This is a genomic window from Paenibacillus sp. BC26 (assembly GCF_900116125.1).
In the GTDB taxonomy this organism is placed as follows: domain Bacteria; phylum Bacillota; class Bacilli; order Paenibacillales; family Paenibacillaceae; genus Paenibacillus_Z; species Paenibacillus_Z lignilyticus.
The window spans coordinates 3,158,846-3,175,732 of the sequence record NZ_FPAD01000001.1 but is presented as its reverse complement, the minus strand read 5'-3'; the positions used below and the strand labels follow the sequence as shown (position 1 = coordinate 3,175,732).

General features: G+C 50.2%; 21 protein-coding genes. All 21 read left to right on the top strand.

Annotated features, from left to right (window positions below):
* Window positions 1-17: 17 nt before the first annotated feature.
* The 21 genes from BM412_RS14255 to trpE all read left to right on the top strand — a co-directional run bounded on the left by BM412_RS14255 (window position 18) and on the right by trpE (window position 16,879).
* Window positions 18-314 carry a 2Fe-2S iron-sulfur cluster-binding protein gene (locus BM412_RS14255; protein ID WP_091219026.1) on the top strand — a complete coding sequence of 99 codons (297 nt, stop codon included), beginning with the start codon at window positions 18-20 and terminating at the stop codon, window positions 312-314.
* A 17-nt stretch (window positions 315-331) separates the two neighbouring features.
* On the top strand, window positions 332-910 hold the full coding sequence (locus tag BM412_RS14250) for a hypothetical protein (RefSeq protein ID WP_091219024.1): 579 nt from the start codon (window positions 332-334) through the stop codon (window positions 908-910).
* 49 nt (window positions 911-959) lie between these two features.
* Window positions 960-1,307: a 2Fe-2S iron-sulfur cluster-binding protein gene (locus BM412_RS14245; protein ID WP_091219021.1), complete on the top strand. Its 348-nt coding sequence runs from the start codon at window positions 960-962 to the stop codon at window positions 1,305-1,307.
* A 15-nt stretch (window positions 1,308-1,322) separates the two neighbouring features.
* A complete protein-coding gene (locus tag BM412_RS14240) occupies window positions 1,323-2,054 on the top strand; it encodes a hypothetical protein (RefSeq protein WP_091219018.1) in 732 nt (243 codons plus the stop codon).
* A 338-nt stretch (window positions 2,055-2,392) separates the two neighbouring features.
* Complete coding sequence (spoIVA, locus tag BM412_RS14235; RefSeq protein WP_091219015.1) at window positions 2,393-3,871, top strand: stage IV sporulation protein A; 1,479 nt, start codon at window positions 2,393-2,395, stop codon at window positions 3,869-3,871.
* A 286-nt stretch (window positions 3,872-4,157) separates the two neighbouring features.
* Window positions 4,158-4,433, top strand: coding sequence for an HU family DNA-binding protein (locus BM412_RS14230; protein ID WP_090976740.1), 276 nt, complete (start codon window positions 4,158-4,160; stop codon window positions 4,431-4,433).
* Between the two features lie 259 nt (window positions 4,434-4,692).
* Window positions 4,693-4,914, top strand: a complete 222-nt coding sequence (mtrB, locus tag BM412_RS14225; RefSeq protein WP_091219013.1) for a trp RNA-binding attenuation protein MtrB — start codon at window positions 4,693-4,695, stop codon at window positions 4,912-4,914.
* Between the two features lie 81 nt (window positions 4,915-4,995).
* Window positions 4,996-5,529 (top strand): hypothetical protein, encoded by a 534-nt coding sequence (locus tag BM412_RS14220; RefSeq protein WP_143111627.1) that lies wholly within the window; start codon window positions 4,996-4,998, stop codon window positions 5,527-5,529.
* Window positions 5,530-5,671: 142 nt separating this feature from the next.
* Window positions 5,672-6,541 (top strand): heptaprenyl diphosphate synthase component 1, encoded by an 870-nt coding sequence (locus BM412_RS14215; protein ID WP_091219008.1) that lies wholly within the window; start codon window positions 5,672-5,674, stop codon window positions 6,539-6,541.
* A gap of 10 nt (window positions 6,542-6,551) precedes the next feature.
* Window positions 6,552-7,271 (top strand): demethylmenaquinone methyltransferase, encoded by a 720-nt coding sequence (locus tag BM412_RS14210; RefSeq protein WP_091219005.1) that lies wholly within the window; start codon window positions 6,552-6,554, stop codon window positions 7,269-7,271.
* A complete protein-coding gene (locus tag BM412_RS14205) occupies window positions 7,268-8,143 on the top strand; it encodes a UbiA-like polyprenyltransferase (RefSeq protein ID WP_091219003.1) in 876 nt (291 codons plus the stop codon). The genes BM412_RS14210 and BM412_RS14205 overlap by 4 nt, the downstream gene beginning before the upstream one ends.
* A gap of 29 nt (window positions 8,144-8,172) precedes the next feature.
* Window positions 8,173-8,799, top strand: a complete 627-nt coding sequence (locus BM412_RS14200) for a UbiX family flavin prenyltransferase (RefSeq protein WP_091220474.1) — start codon at window positions 8,173-8,175, stop codon at window positions 8,797-8,799.
* A complete protein-coding gene (locus BM412_RS14195; RefSeq protein WP_091219000.1) occupies window positions 8,762-9,628 on the top strand; it encodes a menaquinone biosynthesis protein in 867 nt (288 codons plus the stop codon). The genes BM412_RS14200 and BM412_RS14195 overlap by 38 nt, the downstream gene beginning before the upstream one ends.
* Window positions 9,625-10,599, top strand: a complete 975-nt coding sequence (gene hepT / locus BM412_RS14190; RefSeq protein WP_091218997.1) for a heptaprenyl diphosphate synthase component II — start codon at window positions 9,625-9,627, stop codon at window positions 10,597-10,599. The genes BM412_RS14195 and hepT overlap by 4 nt, the downstream gene beginning before the upstream one ends.
* Before the next feature lie 21 nt (window positions 10,600-10,620).
* Window positions 10,621-11,064, top strand: a complete 444-nt coding sequence (ndk, locus tag BM412_RS14185) for a nucleoside-diphosphate kinase (RefSeq protein WP_091218995.1) — start codon at window positions 10,621-10,623, stop codon at window positions 11,062-11,064.
* Window positions 11,065-11,109: 45 nt separating this feature from the next.
* A complete protein-coding gene (locus BM412_RS14180) occupies window positions 11,110-11,892 on the top strand; it encodes a CheR family methyltransferase (RefSeq protein WP_091220457.1) in 783 nt (260 codons plus the stop codon).
* A 65-nt stretch (window positions 11,893-11,957) separates the two neighbouring features.
* On the top strand, window positions 11,958-12,125 hold the full coding sequence (locus BM412_RS32125) for a hypothetical protein (protein WP_177245828.1): 168 nt from the start codon (window positions 11,958-11,960) through the stop codon (window positions 12,123-12,125).
* 201 nt (window positions 12,126-12,326) lie between these two features.
* Complete coding sequence (aroC, locus tag BM412_RS14175) at window positions 12,327-13,496, top strand: chorismate synthase (RefSeq protein WP_091218993.1); 1,170 nt, start codon at window positions 12,327-12,329, stop codon at window positions 13,494-13,496.
* On the top strand, window positions 13,496-14,605 hold the full coding sequence (gene aroB / locus BM412_RS14170) for a 3-dehydroquinate synthase (RefSeq protein WP_091218990.1): 1,110 nt from the start codon (window positions 13,496-13,498) through the stop codon (window positions 14,603-14,605). The genes aroC and aroB overlap by 1 nt, the downstream gene beginning before the upstream one ends.
* A 1-nt stretch (window position 14,606) precedes the next feature.
* A complete protein-coding gene (gene aroH / locus BM412_RS14165; protein WP_091218988.1) occupies window positions 14,607-14,975 on the top strand; it encodes a chorismate mutase in 369 nt (122 codons plus the stop codon).
* Between the two features lie 353 nt (window positions 14,976-15,328).
* Window positions 15,329-16,879: an anthranilate synthase component I gene (gene trpE / locus BM412_RS14160; RefSeq protein ID WP_091218985.1), complete on the top strand. Its 1,551-nt coding sequence runs from the start codon at window positions 15,329-15,331 to the stop codon at window positions 16,877-16,879.
* Window positions 16,880-16,887: the final 8 nt, after the last annotated feature.

Genomic DNA, 16,887 nt, shown 5'->3' with positions numbered 1-16,887 from the left:
AAAAGGAGTAACGAACGATGCTGGAATTGAAGGGACGCTCTAAAAGCGCGACGGTCTATCCTTTACAGGGGATGTCGCTGCTCGATATGGCCATGAAGCATGACGTCGATTGGTCTTTCTCATGTTCCCGGGGGACCTGCGCAAGATGCCGCTGCCAGATTGAAGAAGGTGCGGAGTTTCTTGAGGAAGTCACCGATGCGGAATGGGATCGTCTTGAGCCAAGTGAGCTGGAGGAAGGCTATCGCCTCGGCTGCCAGGCGATCATCAAGAAGAATGCGGGCACGATTAAAGCTGTAAACCGGCCGTACTTCTGATGGAAAGAAGTGAGCGTATGCAAGCTGCTGAGCCGTTCTACCGCGCACTTGAGATCATTGCAAGGGAAACCGCTCCTACAGGAGCGAAATGGCTGATCGGCGGCAGTGCAGGGCTGCTGCTGCGAGGGCTGGAGCTTAGTGATCCGCCCCGGGACCTGGATCTGTATGCGGATGATGCGGCTGCGGCTGCACTTCATAAAGCGCTGCTCCCCTACGCTGTGGATGAGCAGCATGAAAGTGTGAGTCCGATCTATCGATCGGTGCTCAGCCATTACCTGATTGAAGGTATTCAGGTCGAATTAGTCGGCGGGTTTGTCGTATCTGCCGGAGAGGATCGTTATGCGGTTGAAGTGGAGAAGGTTCTTGCTTCGCTGCAAACGACAGTCGCAATCGGTGCCTATCAGCTGGGCATCGTGCCGCTGGCGCATGAGCTGTGGTTTAATGTTCTGCGTGAGCGGGAGGATCGCATACGGCTCATAGTCGCACCAATACGCCAAGAGCCGGCTTTACACATGGAGGCTGTCGGAGTAATCGCCTCCGGTAATCGGCTTACCGGGAAGACGAAACAATATGTACAGCAACTGCTAGGCGGATAGATATTAGATAATACGCATATTGAAGGAAGCGGGAAGCGAGGGATTCGCCATGAATGTTCAAGTTACATTCCTCCCTTCCGGACGCAGTGTAACGGTACGTGCCGGGACAACTGTCCTGGATGCTGCCAGACGTGCCGGAGTACCCATTCGAACACGGTGTGACGGGAAAGCTGCATGTCTCATGTGTAAAGTAACAGCGCAGAACAGCTCCTCAGGACTGTCTCCGCTAAATGACAATGAGCGTTATAAGCTCGCAGGTCTAGACCGCTCGGGGACAAGGCTCGCTTGTCAGGCGAGAGTATTTGGCCGTGCCGTAGTCGAAGTTCCGGAAGATCCGTTTCGCGCAGCAGTCAGAAGACAAATGATGCGCCAAGCGGAAGATGATGAATTATGGTAGGGGGAAGTTAGTGTCATGAAAGGCTTGAGAAAAGCGGCTGCAGCCATGGTGCTTGCACTTATGGCTGCTTTGCTGTCCGGCTGTCTGTATCCCAAGGACGAAATGGGCCAATATCAGAAGCCGCCAAAAGATGCAATTCTTAACGTGCAAACCGTTATCGATCAGTTTCAGAAGGATACAGGCCTGCTCCCGATGCAGAACAGCACCGAAGCGACGCCGGTATACGAGAAATTCAAGGTCGATTTCGACAAATTGAAGAGAATGAATTACGTCTCAAGCATCCCGGAGACAGCTTATGAGCAGGGCGGAAGCTACTATTATCTCATCATTAACGAGGATACGGATCCTACCATTAAGCTTATGAATCTCGTTCTCTATCAACAAATGAACGATGTACAAGCGGCCGTGAAGTCGTTTGCGGATGCAAACAGCGGCAAACTTCCTGAAGGTGCGGCGCTTTACCCGGACTTTAAAGCGATCGATTTCGATGCGCTGGATCTAAAAGAGCCGGTACTTCACAGTATGTTTACGGGGGGCATTTTGACCCCAATGATGGATGCTAAAGGCAATGTTTATATTGACTACGGCACAGATATTATGCAAGCCGTTTCCAAGCTGGATAGCGCCAATAAGCCGGATGAACACGCGGATTTGCGCGCGCTCCTTGTAGATTCTTCAGACTTTGTACCTGTCAAATCTCCGGTATACCGTTTAGTCAACGGAGAGCCGCAGGCTGTTCTCAAATAACGCATATCGACTTGCTGCACCCCAGCTCCTGTCCGCCCCGCGGCAGGAGTTTTTTTGTCGTTCAGGCATAGCTTTGGTCTTTCTCTCATATATCTCAATCTTGGAAGGCCGGGAGCGGAGAAGCTCATCGAAATCGAAAGATTTCATGTTAGCAGTCGTCATAATCGAGCCATGGACGCAATAAGCTATTACTAGTCCAAAATCATGTACGAGTTGCGTCGCTTGTTTGCAACTGTGGCAGGCGGGTAGCGGCGAACCCTGACGACGAACAGCAGGAGGAAAGCAGCAGTAACGGTACGTCCATGTACAGGCGAAATACGATTGGGAGGGGATATTCAGTGGAGAAAGTGGACATTTTCAAGGACATTGCCGAACGAACCGGCGGGGATATTTACCTCGGCGTCGTTGGTGCAGTCCGCACAGGCAAATCAACCTTCATCAAGCGGTTCATGGAGACGGTTGTGCTGCCGAACATCACGAACGATGCCGATCGGGTGAGAGCTATCGATGAACTGCCGCAAAGCGCAGCAGGAAAGACGATTATGACAACGGAGCCTAAATTTGTGCCAAACCAAGCTGTCCAGCTTCGTGTGGCCGAGGGGCTTGACGTGAATGTCAGACTCGTTGATTGCGTTGGGTATGCGGTAGTTGGCGCGAAAGGCTACGAGGATGAGAATGGCCCCAGAATGATTACGACGCCGTGGTTCGAGGAGCCTATTCCATTCCAGGAAGCGGCCGAAATCGGAACGCGCAAGGTCATTCAAGAGCATTCCACGCTCGGTGTCGTCGTGACGACAGACGGTACAATTGCGGAAATTCCGCGCAGCTCGTATATCGAAGCTGAAGAACGCGTTGTAAATGAGCTCAAAGAGGTCGGTAAACCGTTCGTCCTCATTGTGAACTCCACACGGCCGAAGAGCGACGAAGCGCTTGCGCTTCGCAGCGAGCTCCAGGCTAAGTATGACATCCCGGTCATTACGCTCAGCGTAGCGACGATGGGTGAAGAAGAAGTGATGTCGGTGCTTCGTGAAGTGCTCTATGAGTTCCCGGTTCATGAAGTGAATGTTAATCTTCCTAGCTGGGTTATGGTGCTGAACGATAATCACTGGCTGCGTAACAACTACGAGAATTCGGTTCGCGATACGGTCAAAGACATTCGCCGTCTGCGCGATGTGGACCGAGTCGTCTCGCAGTTTATGGAATACGAATTCATCGCTCGCGCCGGGCTAAGCGGCATGAACATGGGGCAAGGGGTCGCTGAAATCGACTTGTATGCGCCGGATGAATTGTATGACCAAATCCTGATGGAAGTCGTCGGCGTTGAAATTCGCGGCAAAGACCATCTGCTGCAGCTCATGCAGGAGTTCTCCCATGCGAAGCGGGAATATGACCGGTTTGCAGAAGCGCTTGAAATGGTCAAAACGACCGGTTACGGCATTGCCGCGCCGACGCTGGCGGAGATGGCGCTTGATGAGCCTGAGCTTATCCGCCAAGGCTCCCGTTTCGGAGTCCGCTTGAAGGCGACCGCTCCTTCCATCCATATGATTCGCGTGGATGTGGAGTCCGAATTCGCGCCGATCATCGGTACGGAGAAACAAAGCGAGGAACTGGTCCGTTACTTAATGCAGGATTTCGAGAACGACCCGATCAAGATTTGGGAATCCGACATCTTCGGCCGTTCGCTCCATTCCATCGTAAGGGAAGGCATCCAAGGCAAAATTGCCATGATGCCGGACAATGCGCGCTATAAACTTCAGGAAACACTGGGCAGAATCATCAACGAAGGCTCAGGCGGACTGATTGCCATAATCTTGTAAGCAGAAAGAGACACGCGAACACGGCGTGTCTCTTTTTTGTCGTTTTCAAGGGGATTTCGAGGTCAAATGCATGAAAAACCTAGAGTAATCCTCGGAAAAACTTGTGTAGCCTCTTGAAATTCTATAGTCAACTGTATTACTATAAATCTGTTCATGGTTCAGTATGCAGGATTTGCACATAACGGAATTTCTTTGCACCAAGGCCTGCAGGTATATTTTCTGAGGTTTCGGTAAAACAGAATGATAATGATGTGCTTATGAACTGCCGTCAGGGGAGGTGAAAGAAATGAACAAAACGGAACTGATTGCGAAAGTAGCCGAATTGACTGACCTTTCCAAGAAAGATGCTTCCAAAGCGGTTGATGCCGTTTTTGATGCCATCTCCGACTCGCTGCAAGGTGGGGATAAAGTGCAATTGGTGGGTTTCGGTAACTTCGAGGTGAAAAGCCGCGAAGCCCGTAAAGGTCGCAACCCGCAAACGGGTGAAGAGATCGACATCCCGGCAAGCAAAATCCCGTCTTTCAAAGCGGGTAAATCACTTAAAGATCTTGTCTCCAAATAAGAAACGGTTCAGACCGTTGATGACGTCCGGGTGCCAGCTGCATCCGGACGTTTTTCGTCTCTCAGGGCGGTTTCGTTTCTATTGACAAGGGGAGTTAATTCCAGTAGACTTTTTCTTGCGGTTCTTGGGATTGCTTTGAATCGTAGGATCGAAGTCGTACATAACATGCCACAGCTGCTATCCTGAGCACGATGTTCGGGAGGCAGTTTTTTAACAGATACGGATTAAAGGCCGAATGATCGAATAGGAGGCAGTATGCATGGAAGACAAGAATGGGGAATATATCGTCATTAAAGCGAAAGCCCAAGGCGTACAAGTCATCGGACTGACTCGCGGTCAAGATACAAAGTTTCACCATACGGAGAAGCTCGACAAAGGAGAAATCCTCATCTGCCAGTTTACGGACCATACGTCAGCGATCAAAATTCGCGGCAAAGCCACTGTACTGACCAAGTACGGTACCGTCGATACAGAGGATTAAACCGAAAAGCAGGCATAGCCTGCTTTTTTAGTTTGTACACTAGAGTAGCAGGACATTCTGTGCGCGAGAGGCGGATGGTAGATGTCGCATTACAAGAGACTACTCTATGCGTGTGCGGTAACGGCAGCTGTTACCGTGTTACTTTCTATACTACCGTTAACGGATTCACGAATGAAGCAAGCTAAAGGTGATATTTCTGTCTTTCATCCCGTACCGATAAAACGCTTGAGCGCAGGGGTGATCGTAGATTCCATGCTTGGCCTTCATCTGGGATTGGACGTTAAACGGGTGGATTGGAAAGGTTCGGTGCTGTCGGTCGATTTATCTGCGGAGCATTATGGGAATGCTGTAGAGGAGTGGATGTCCGATTTGCAGCGCCTTCTGGAATTTGCATTTGTACATACGGATAATGTGAGCCGTGTCTTAGTCCGGTTCGTTACTCCCATGAAACCGGAGAATGACGACGAGCTTCCCGTTAACAGACTGCTGGCTGCGGTCGATGTCAGGCGGAGCGATACCTGGCTGTCCACAGAACTGTCAAACTTAAGCGCTGCTGAGCCGTTTACGGACGAAATTTGGAGGCAGCGCCTGCGTTTGTCTATATCCCAGTTGTAGCGAAACGCGACACATAGTGCTATAATTATTTAGATTATTAACAGATGAATTCCAACGGCATTTATCTAATTAGGATGATTGGTTTGAGGCAACCTTCGGTTGAATCGGCAATCATCTAAGTTTTGTCCGGAGGCTAGGCCAAATGAAACCATATAAAATACCTGAGATCGCAAAAAAGTACCTTGAATACGATATGATTCAAATGCATACCGAGCTGCCGGATTTTCCCGATTCGAGGATCAGGCTGCTCTTCGCTTTTTTGGCCAATCAACGCACGCCGCTGTTCCACAGTGAGCTCTATTCGCTTGTCACTGCCTTGGTACAGATGGGGATGGATACGCATGATCTCATCGATTCGGACAGCGGTCGCCTTCAGGAGCGCGAGATGAGATCACGTCAGTTAAAGGTGCTTGCGGGCGATTACTACAGCAGCCGATTCTATCAGCTGTTGTCGCAAGCAGGCCAGGTGGATATGATTCGCCGGATCAGCATCGGTGTATCCGAGGTCAATAAGCTCAAGGTAAACTTATACCTCCGAATGAAACAGCTGAAGCTGACGGCCGAAGAGTATCTGAACCACTGCATACAGCTGAAGACTGAGTTATTCCAAGCTTTCACGGACAGCATGGATGACAAGCTGACGCTTGCCTGGACGGAGCTGCTTCAAGGCTTCGGACGTTGCGAGGTCGTAATGGATGAGCTGATTCGCAGCGAGAAGCCGGAACGGTTCAGCGGCAGTTGGGCATACTGGCATGTGTGGAACAACGGAACCGATGAAGAGAAACGCAAATTATCCGATCTATCCGCTGAGCCGTCTTATGCACAGTCTCTGATCGCAAAATATGATATTCGCACACAATTGGCCGAGAAGCTGAAACAATCTGCTCTGCACGTACAATCGGTCGTTTCGTGTCTTGATTCCGATAAGCTCGTCCGCGAGTTGATGGTAATCGCAGAAACGTTTACGCGTCCTCTTGTACCTGCGGCATCGGCCCAAGGCGAGAGAAGGTAAGGTGACTACCATGCAATCCAAATCCAAGGAACAGCATGTGCATGCCGTATTTGAAAGCATTGCACCAACGTATGACCTCATGAATGATTTAATCAGCTTCCGTCGACATAAGGCGTGGAGAAAATTTACGATGCGCAAGATGGATGTAAAACCCGGAAATACTGCGATCGATTTATGCTGCGGCACTTGCGACTGGACCATTGCGTTAGCGAAGGCAAGTGAAAGCGGTGAAGTGGTAGGGCTTGATTTCAGCGCAGGCATGCTTGAAGTAGGGAAGAAGAAAGTGAAGAGTGAAGGGCTTGATCGTCAAATCTCGCTCGTGCAAGGCAATGCGATGGAGCTTCCGTTCGAGGACAATCGTTTCGATTATGCAACAATTGGTTTCGGCCTTCGCAACGTTCCGGATCTGGAACAAGTGCTTCGCGAAATGATGCGCGTAGTGAAGCCCGGCGGGCAAGTGGTTTGTCTGGAAATGTCCAAGCCCACCTGGCAGCCGTTCAAAGCGATCTATTATTTCTACTTCGAGAAAATCATGCCCGCGATCGGGAAAATGGTCGCCAAGCGGTACGAGCAGTACAAATGGCTGCCGGAGTCGCTTAAAGCATTTCCGGACTCGAAGCAGCTTGCAGCGAAATACCGTGAAATCGGCCTACAAAATGTTCGCGTATTTCCGTTAGCAGGCGGTGTCGCAGCATTACACATGGGGACGAAGGGAACGGACAACAGATGATTCGCAAATTTCGCATAATTTTAGAAATGATTAAGTTTGAACATACCATTTTTGCATTACCGTTTGCTTTCATGGGTGCCCTGCTCGGTGCGATTATCATGGAGGATCGGCTGCCGGAATGGAGCGAGATCGGCTGGATCATTCTGGCGATGGTCGGTGCCAGAAGCGCGGCAATGGGGCTGAACCGCGTCATTGACCGCGTTATCGATGCCAAGAACCCTCGCACCGCGAAACGGGCGATTCCGGCAGGTCTGCTTCGTGCGGGCGAAGTCGGCTTGTTCATTGCGGTGTCCTTTATTGTTTTATTCGTTGCTGCTTCGCAGCTGGATCCAATTTGTATGAAGCTGATGCCGATTGCGGTATTCTTGCTTGTGCTCTATTCCTATACAAAACGTTTTACATGGCTTTGTCATGTCGTGCTTGGACTGACAATCGGTCTGGCGCCGCTTGGCGGATGGGTTGCAATCGCGGGACATTTCGAGCTGTCGGCTTGGGTGCTCTATGCAACGGTTGCTTGCTGGCTGGCCGGCTTTGATATTATTTATGCTTGCCAAGATTTCGAGTTTGACCGCAAGGAAGGCGTATATTCGATTCCGGCGCGGTTCGGTATGGTCGGAGCATTGCAGTTATCGCGAGGGTTTCATCTGTTGACGAGTATCGGATTCATTTCATTATATTGGTTAACCCCGCTTAGCTGGCTCTATCTGATTGGTGCCATTATCTCTGTCGGCATGCTCTGCTACGAACATATCCTCGTCAAACCGAACGATATGAGCCGTGTGCAAACTGCTTTCTTTACTATGAACGGAACACTGAGCGTTGTCTTGTTTATCAGTGCGCTGCTCGATTTGGTGGTGCTTCACAAGTGGTAGAGCAAGCTTCCGATGTTGCGCGCAAGAGTATGGTTGTCGGTATTACAGGAGCCAGCGGCGCGATCTACGGGATCAGGCTAATCAGCAGCCTTCTGGAAGGCGGGCTGAAGGTACATCTTGTCGTGACCGAAGCAGGCTGGCGCGTGCTGAAAGAGGAGCTTGGCTGGAACACTGCGAAGCGTCAGCAGGCGGTAACCGCCGTGTTCCAAGAGGCGGTGGAAGCAGGCCGGTTGATTCTGCATCCCAATGCGGATATCGGCGCCTCGATAGCAAGCGGATCGTACCGAGTAGAAGGCATGATTATCATGCCATGCTCAATGGGGACATTGGCCTCAATCGCACATGGCATTTCGGATGATTTGATGACACGTGCTGCGGATGTTATGCTGAAGGAAGGACGCAAGCTGATCCTTGTGCCTCGCGAAACGCCGCTGCATGCCATTCATTTGGAGAACATGCTGACGCTGGCTCGACTTGGCGTTAAACTCGTTCCGGCAATGCCGGCCTTTTATCATGGGCCGCAAACAATTGACGATATCATCAATTTTCTAGTCGGGAAAGTGCTTGATCAGCTTCCGCTGGATCATGATTTGTACAGAAGATGGGGAGATGAACAGCATGGGGTTAAATCGCCCGATTACAGTCGGTCGCATTGACTATGCGAACGTTTGGCCTATTTTTCATTATGCGGAGCAGCAATTGCCGCAGGAACGGTTCCATATTGAGAAGCGTGTCCCAGCCGCATTGAATAAAGCGCTTCGGCAGGGTGAGATCGACATAACCTCGATGTCCTCGTACGCATATGCGGAAAATGCCAGTGAATACTTGCTGCTGCCGGATTTATCGGTTAGTGCAAGGGGGCGCGTCAATTCGATTCTGCTGTTTCTTAAGAAACCGCTCGATGAAGTGCTCCGGGGAAGGATTGCAATGACGGCAACGTCTGCAACCTCCGTAAATTTGCTCAAAATTTTAATGAAGCTTTATTATAAAGCGGAACCTTCATATATAACGATGGAGCCCAATCTCGACACGATGCTGGAGGAAGCGGATGCTGCGCTTCTGATTGGGGATACAGCCATACATGCTTCGTGGGCGAATAAAGAAAGAGGCATGGCCGTTATCGATCTGGGCGAGCTATGGCGCGATTGGACAGGCTACGGCATGACCTTCGCGCTTGTGGCTGTCCGCAAAGAAATTGCCGCTGCAGATCCGGAGGCGGTTTCGGCCGTTCTCCATGCGCTGACGGCAAGCAAGGAAAGAAGTCTCAGCGACTTGCAGCCTCTTATCGATAAAGCTTGCACATTGTTAGGCGGGGAAGAAGCCTATTGGAAACGATATTTCAAAGAGCTGCACTATAACTTTGGAACGGACGAGCAGGCAGGTTTATCGTTGTATTTTGACTATGCGCATCAATTGGGTTTGTTGTCGCATGAGGTTCAAATGCAATTTTTCTTAGACCAATCTGCCCTCAAGGTGAACAAATGAAACTACTCGATATCTACGCCAAAATGAAAAGCGATTTAGATGCGATCGAAAGTCAGCTGGCGCGCAGCGTTACCAACGAGCATACGCTGCTCACGGATGCATCGACGCATCTGCTTAAAGCAGGCGGCAAGCGGATACGTCCCGTGTTTGTGCTACTTGCAGGTAAGTTTGGCACATACCGGTTGGAAGTGCTGCAGAAGATCGCGGTACCGCTTGAACTCATTCATATGGCTTCCCTTGTGCATGATGATGTAATTGACAACGCCGAGACCCGTCGCGGACAGCTTACGGTTAAATCCAAATGGGATAATCGCATTGCAATGTATACCGGCGATTATATTTACGGCAAGGCGCTTACGATCGTAACCGAGCTTGAGAACCCGCAAATTCATCAGATATTATCCAAAGCCATGGTGCAGATGTGTATTGGCGAAATGGAACAAATCCGTGATTTCTTCAATACAGAGCAATCGGTTCGCAACTACTTGCTTCGCATCCGCCGCAAGACGGCACTATTAATTGCTATCAGTTGTCAGCTCGGTGCAATAGCGTCCGGTGCAGACCGCAAGACGGCAAATTGTCTGTATCGATTTGGTTATAATGTTGGCATGACCTTTCAAATTAGGGATGATCTGCTGGACTTGCTTGGGACCGAGAAACAAATCGGCAAACCGCCGGGTTCCGACATTAAACAAGGCAATATGACGCTTCCTGTACTGCTCGCGATGCAAGAGCCATCCATTAAAGATGATTTACTTGTGGAAATAAATAAAATTCGCGAGTCGAATGGAGCAGGTGAAACGAAAAAAGCGTTGAACATAATACGTAAGAGCGCCGGAATCCATACTGCGGATGCCATGGCGACAAGATATATGAATAAAGCGATTGAAGCTCTAAGCGAACTGCCGAACATTACGGCGAAGAAAAATTTGACGGATATTGCGCATTTTGTAGCAAAACGAAACTACTAAAGCGTTTGGGAGGGAATTCAGATGGAAAGAACTTTTCTAATGGTAAAGCCGGATGGCGTACAACGCGGTTTGATCGGTGAAATCGTATCACGCTTCGAACGTAAGGGGCTGAAGCTCGTTGGAGCCAAATTCATGATGATCACGCCTGAGCTGGCTGAACGTCACTACGCAGAGCACATCGGAAAGCCCTTTTATCCGCCGCTCGTAGCCTTTGTGACGTCAGGTCCAGTATTTGCAATGGTTTGGCAAGGGGATAATGTCATCGGACTTACACGCGCGATGATCGGCAAGACGAATGCACTTGAAGCAGCGCCGGGAACGATTCGTTCCGACTACGCGGTACATACGAACTTCAATCTGATTCATGGTTCGGATTCGCCGGAAAGCGCGGCACGTGAGATCGGAATTTTCTTCGCTCCGCATGAAGTGGTGGACTACAACCAAACGATTCAGCAGTGGATTTAACTAACATCAGGCGGCCAAGTGTCTGCGACATCGGGGGAAAACATGGTGGAGGACAAGGACTTTTCGCTATTCATCAAGAAAATCAAAGACAAAACAGCTATTGATCTTTCCCAATACAAAGAAGCGCAGATGAAGCGGCGGTTGACGACGCTTAGGCAGAAGTACGGCTACAATACATTTGCAGCCTACTGGGATGGCCTAGAGAAGGACAAGAAGCTGATGAACGAATTTCTCGATCGGATGACCATCAATGTGTCGGAGTTTTGGCGTAATCCGAGCCGATGGGAAGCCATGGAGAAGAAATTTTTACCTGAGATCGTTAAAGCTAACCCTCGCGTCAAAATATGGAGCGCGGCTTGCTCAACGGGAGAAGAGCCGTACACACTGTCCATGATCTTGGCAGAGCTTGGCGCGCAAGATAAGTCATCGATCCTTGCAACCGATTTGGACAATATTGTATTGCAGAAAGCGACGCAAGGCATTTATCAGGATCGATCGATCCGCGAGGTACCGCGCACTTATATGAGTAAATATTTTACGAAGCATGATGAAGATAATGTTGCCGTTGTGAATCAGCTCAAGCGAAATATTACCTTTAAACAGCAGAATTTGCTTCATGACACCTTTGACACCGGCTTCGATGTGATCGTATGCCGCAATGTCATGATCTACTTCACGGAAGAAGCCAAGCATCTGCTCTATCATAAATTTTCGAAAGCGCTTAAGCCCGGCGGTCTGCTGTTCGTAGGCAGCACGGAGCAAATTTTCTCGCCGGCGCAATATGATTTCGATTCGGTTGAAACATTCTTTTACCGCAAACGGGCGTAGAAGGTATATCGTTTTCCATCTTCTCCAATACTAAGTTATAGATAGTTTGGCAATGGAGGTGCAGCATGGACAAACGTAAGGTTATTGCGGCGTATAAGCGTGGATTCATAACAGTCCAGGAGTGCGCCCAAATTCTCGGCATTGATACCAGGCAAATGAATGGTCTCATGAATGACCCGCAGTTGAATGAGGAACCGGATCGCCTGCGCGGCAATCAATCTGTGAATAGTTAGTTTATACGGACTGAAAGCTGCCTTGTCATGTCTTCTTCGGAAGGTGTGCAGGGCAGCTTTTTTATTGCGAAGTCCTCATATAGAGAGCGTTCATTTCCTTGTCAAACCGGCGACGCTATACTATAATGAGCAAAGATATTTGGCAGATATACATAACCGGAATATGCGTTTGCGGTGTTCGGGATGAGGGAGGGCTTTACTGTGAGTTTACGTTATTTGACAGCAGGAGAGACACATGGTCCACAGTTGACAGCAATAATTGAGGGGCTTCCGAGCAATTTGCAGCTTGATTTTCAGGAGCTGAATTTCCAATTGCACCGTAGGCAGAAAGGTCACGGCCGTGGCCGCCGCATGCAAATCGAGAAAGATACCGCTAACATTGTCGGCGGTGTTCGTCATGGTAAAACAACCGGAGCGCCTGTAGCTCTGATTGTGGAGAACAACGACTGGAAACACTGGACATCGGTTATGAACATCGAGCCGATTGAAGGCAGTGATGAAGAGAAACGCCGCGTTCATCGCCCGCGTCCCGGCCATGCGGATTTGAATGGCGGACTTAAATACAATCTGAAAGATTTGCGCAACGTACTTGAGCGCTCCAGTGCCCGTGAAACGGCAGCACGTGTAGCGGTTGGCGCAGTGGCTCGCCAATTTCTTGCTGCATTCGGCATTAAAGTAGGCGGACAAGTTATTCGAATCGGCGAGATTGAGGCTCCGGCGAATCAATTGCCGCTCGATGAATTGGTTCGTTTGACCGAAGAGTCTCCGGTTCGTGTCGTTGACAAAGAAACCGAAGAGAAAATGACTGCTTATATCGATCAAATCAAAGCGGAAGGCGATTCGATCGGTGGAATCGTGGAATGTATCGTGGAAGGCGTGCCTATCGGACTGGGCAGCCATGTGCAGTATGACCGCAAACTTGACGGACGGATCGCGCAAGCGGTGATGTCGATCAATGCGTTCAAAGGCTGCGAAATCGGCATTGGCTTTGAAGCCGGAACCATTCGCGGATCGCAAGTACATGATGAAATCATGTACTCGGAAGAACGCGGCTATTACAGAGCAACTAACCGTCTTGGTGGATTCGAAGGCGGGATGACGAACGGGGAACAAATCGTCGTGCGCGGTGTTATGAAACCGATCCCGACGTTATATAAACCGCTGCAAAGCGTAGATATCGACACAAGAGAGCCGTTCACTGCGCAAGTGGAACGTTCTGACAGCTGCGCAGTGCCGGCAGCAAGCGTAGTTATGGAGCATGTAGTCGCGTGGGAAGTGGCAAGAGCGTTTCTGGAGAAATTCGGCGGCGACTCCATGGAAGAAATTACGGCGAACTACAACAATTACTTGGCGCAGCTGAGGAACTACTAATGAGCGGCGGTCATCGTGAACTGACCGTCGAGCTTGGCGAGCGCTCCTACCCGATCTATATCGGGGAAGGCGTGTTGGATGAAGCAGGTAACCTGTTTACCGAGCGCGGCATCAGCAAGAAGTCGCCCCTTATGATTATTACGGATGCGAATGTTGCAGAGCGGCATTTAGGCCATCTGGCCAATGTGTTAACTTCTGCAGGCTTTACGGTCGTAACAGCTGTTGTTCCGGCAGGAGAGAGTTCCAAGTCTCTTACGGAGCTGGAGCGATTAATTGGGATTGCGCTGGAACATGGGCTTGACCGCAAATCCGCAATTGTCGCACTGGGAGGCGGCGTGGTCGGTGATCTCGCCGGCTTCGTCGCAGCTTCTTTCATGCGCGGCATTAAATTCGTACAGGTGCCGACGACGATTCTTGCTCACGACAGCAGTGTCGGAGGCAAGGTTGCGGTGAACCACCCCCTTGCTAAAAATATTATCGGTGCTTTTCATCAACCCGAGCTTGTGCTTTATGATTTGAAAACGCTGCAAACGTTGCCTGAGCGCGAAGTAAAGGCAGGTTTATCGGAAGTTGTGAAGCATGGCTTGATCTGGGATGCTTCATTCGTGACCTGGTGCGACGAGAATGCGGATAAATTGACGGCACTTGATCCCGATGCGCTCGGGTATGCCCTCTACAAAGGCTGCAGCGTTAAAGCGGCGGTCGTCTCGAAGGATGAGCGGGAAAACGATCTTCGCGCGATTCTTAATCTTGGGCATACCATCGGCCATGCGCTTGAGGCCGTTGCCGGCTACGGAGAGCTTTTACACGGTGAAGCGATAGCGATCGGAATGGTCGGGGCTGCAAGGCTTGCGGTTCGCCTGGGGGCTCCTGAAGAGGTCTACACGGTGACGAAGCATGTGCTGCAGCGGGTAGGCTTGCCGGTGAGACTCCCAGCGCATCTGCCGACAGATGAAATCATGCGTGCGATGATGCATGATAAGAAGTTCCAAGAAGGAACGATGGTCTTTATCGTGCCTACTGCAATTGGCGTCGTGGAAATCAATAAATCGGTATCTACTTCTCTCATTCGGGAGATCGTGGAACAATTGAAACAGGAGGCCATCTAGAATGAGTGTACGGGGAATTCGCGGAGCGATCACGGTCGAATTGAATGAAGAGCAGCCGATATTACGGGCGACAGAGGAGTTGTTGCATACAATCGTAGCTTCTAATGCGATCGAGCCCGAAGACATCGCAAGTGTATTTATTACGGTAACCGGCGATCTGGATGCAACATTTCCGGCCAGAGCCATTCGTGTCATGCAGGGCTGGGAGCTTGTTCCGCTGATGTGCGCCGTTGAAGTGCCGGTCAAAGGCAGCTTGGCCATGTGCATCCGCCTTCTGGTTTCGGTTAACACGGAGAAGTCGCAGAAGGAAATTGAACATGTTTATTTAGGCGGTGCTAAGGCACTCCGTCCGGATTTATCGAAATCATAGATCGTGCAACATTGGAAAGCTCATTTTTAAAGGATTGACGGATCCGTTTACGCTGGTGTATAGTGATTTCATACTTGAAGAATGAGCCGAGTTGAGCAGAGTAGTTAGTGAAGTTAGAAGAGATGAGTAGAGCTGAGCTGAGTTTTTAGTGCAAGATTGAGACGAGTGAAGAGATGACGCAGGTCGTAGTTTAGTGCACCCTCTTGGAGGATATCCAGGCTATAGGTGTATCTATTAGTCTACAATCCACGTTATGTTCTATTGCCGTATCAATGCTCATTTTCCATCTTCTGACATGATCACTCCTGCTGCGGCAGGAGTTTTTTTATTTTCCGACAAGGGAGAGATTGGTTATGAATCAGGAGCTTCAAGGAGTCATTCGGTTATCGAGCACGTATAATTTGATTCCGATCGTCAGACATGTAATGGCGGATACAGAGACGCCAATTCGTATATTCCAGCATTTCTATAAGGAGCGCCGTGCCTTCTTGCTGGAGAGTGTAGAAGGTGGAGTGAAATGGGCGCGTTATTCCTTCATCGGCACCGATCCGTTCATGCTCATTCGGGGCAAGAACGGCGAGATGGTCATCGAAGTGAATGGCAAAGAAGAGGTACTGCGCGAGAAACCGATTGAGCTGCTTAAAGCACATTTGCGTTCCTTCCGCAGTCCATCCATTCCTGAATTGCCGCCTTTCACAGGCGGGGCGATCGGATTCTTCGGGTATGACCTGCTTCAGTATTATGAGAAGCTGCCGGCACACCGGATTGACGATCTGAACATGAACGATCTGCAATTTATGTTTTGCGATCAAGTTATCGTATTCGATCATTTCAAACAGCAAATTCAAGTGATCGGGAACGTACATATCCCGAATGCGGCGACAGACCAAGACATTCAGGCGGTTTATGAGCAAACGGTCAGCCGGATGGAAGCGACCATTGAGCGGCTGCAGCAGCCATTGCCGTCCGCACTGATGGCAGCAGGAAGCATCCCGGCTGATCCCGATCTCGGTAACGTTTCCTCGAACCTGACGAAGGAACAATTCCTTGCGAATGTCGAGAAATCCAAAGAGTACATTCGTGCCGGCGATATTTTCCAAGTGGTGTTATCGCAGCGCTTTAACATCGAAACAGAAGTCGATCCGCTTCATGTATACCGCGTTCTGCGCACCATGAATCCTTCGCCTTATATGTACTATCTGAAAATGGATGACGAGGTTATTGTCGGCACGTCACCGGAAGCGCTCGTGAAGGTCGATGGCGAACGCGTGGAAACGCGTCCGATTGCCGGAACGCGTCCGCGCGGCAAAACGCCGGAGCAGGATTTGGCGCTTGAGAAAGAATTGCTGGCGGATGAGAAAGAACGCGCAGAGCATTTGATGCTCGTCGATCTGGGACGCAACGATATCGGACGCGTATCGGAATTCGGCACTGTCCGCTGCGATTCGTATATGGAGATCGAGCGTTACTCCCACGTGATGCACATCGTTTCCAACGTATCCGGCAAGCTGCGCGAAGACAAAGATTTCTTCGATGCTTTCGTTTCTTGCATGCCGGCGGGAACGGTATCCGGCGCTCCGAAGCTAAGAGCGATGGAGATCATCGCGGAGCTGGAGAACGAAGCGCGCGGCGCCTATGCCGGTGCGATCGGCTATCTCGGTTTTGGCGGCAGCCTCAATACCTGCATCACGATCCGCACGCTGATCTTCAAGAATGGTAAGGCCTATGTTCAGGCTGGGGCGGGCATTGTTTGGGATTCCATACCGGAGAATGAATATATGGAAACCGTCAATAAAGCGATGGCTATGCTCAAAGCGGTTCGAGCTGCGGAAGCAATATTCGCCGTACCGGATCGCACGAGCAGCATGATCAATATGGATTACTATGCGGGTGCGAAAGGGTGAGCGGGGGC

What these genes read in the sequence shown, in the direction of transcription:
- BM412_RS14250 (WP_091219024.1), top strand. Translation starts at nt 332, where the DNA reads ATGCAAGCTGCTGAGCCGTTCTACCGCGCACTTGAGATCATTGCAAGG.
- aroH (WP_091218988.1), top strand. Translation starts at nt 14,607, where the DNA reads ATGAGTGTACGGGGAATTCGCGGAGCGATCACGGTCGAATTGAATGAA.
- BM412_RS14200 (WP_091220474.1), top strand. Translation starts at nt 8,173, where the DNA reads ATGGTTGTCGGTATTACAGGAGCCAGCGGCGCGATCTACGGGATCAGG.
- BM412_RS14195 (WP_091219000.1), top strand. Translation starts at nt 8,762, where the DNA reads ATGGGGTTAAATCGCCCGATTACAGTCGGTCGCATTGACTATGCGAAC.
- BM412_RS14230 (WP_090976740.1), top strand. Translation starts at nt 4,158, where the DNA reads ATGAACAAAACGGAACTGATTGCGAAAGTAGCCGAATTGACTGACCTT.
- trpE (WP_091218985.1), top strand. Translation starts at nt 15,329, where the DNA reads ATGAATCAGGAGCTTCAAGGAGTCATTCGGTTATCGAGCACGTATAAT.
- ndk (WP_091218995.1), top strand. Translation starts at nt 10,621, where the DNA reads ATGGAAAGAACTTTTCTAATGGTAAAGCCGGATGGCGTACAACGCGGT.
- BM412_RS14240 (WP_091219018.1), top strand. Translation starts at nt 1,323, where the DNA reads ATGAAAGGCTTGAGAAAAGCGGCTGCAGCCATGGTGCTTGCACTTATG.
- aroB (WP_091218990.1), top strand. Translation starts at nt 13,496, where the DNA reads ATGAGCGGCGGTCATCGTGAACTGACCGTCGAGCTTGGCGAGCGCTCC.
- BM412_RS14215 (WP_091219008.1), top strand. Translation starts at nt 5,672, where the DNA reads ATGAAACCATATAAAATACCTGAGATCGCAAAAAAGTACCTTGAATAC.
- hepT (WP_091218997.1), top strand. Translation starts at nt 9,625, where the DNA reads ATGAAACTACTCGATATCTACGCCAAAATGAAAAGCGATTTAGATGCG.
- BM412_RS14220 (WP_143111627.1), top strand. Translation starts at nt 4,996, where the DNA reads ATGTCGCATTACAAGAGACTACTCTATGCGTGTGCGGTAACGGCAGCT.
- BM412_RS14245 (WP_091219021.1), top strand. Translation starts at nt 960, where the DNA reads ATGAATGTTCAAGTTACATTCCTCCCTTCCGGACGCAGTGTAACGGTA.
- BM412_RS14205 (WP_091219003.1), top strand. Translation starts at nt 7,268, where the DNA reads ATGATTCGCAAATTTCGCATAATTTTAGAAATGATTAAGTTTGAACAT.
- mtrB (WP_091219013.1), top strand. Translation starts at nt 4,693, where the DNA reads ATGGAAGACAAGAATGGGGAATATATCGTCATTAAAGCGAAAGCCCAA.
- BM412_RS14210 (WP_091219005.1), top strand. Translation starts at nt 6,552, where the DNA reads ATGCAATCCAAATCCAAGGAACAGCATGTGCATGCCGTATTTGAAAGC.
- BM412_RS14255 (WP_091219026.1), top strand. Translation starts at nt 18, where the DNA reads ATGCTGGAATTGAAGGGACGCTCTAAAAGCGCGACGGTCTATCCTTTA.
- BM412_RS32125 (WP_177245828.1), top strand. Translation starts at nt 11,958, where the DNA reads ATGGACAAACGTAAGGTTATTGCGGCGTATAAGCGTGGATTCATAACA.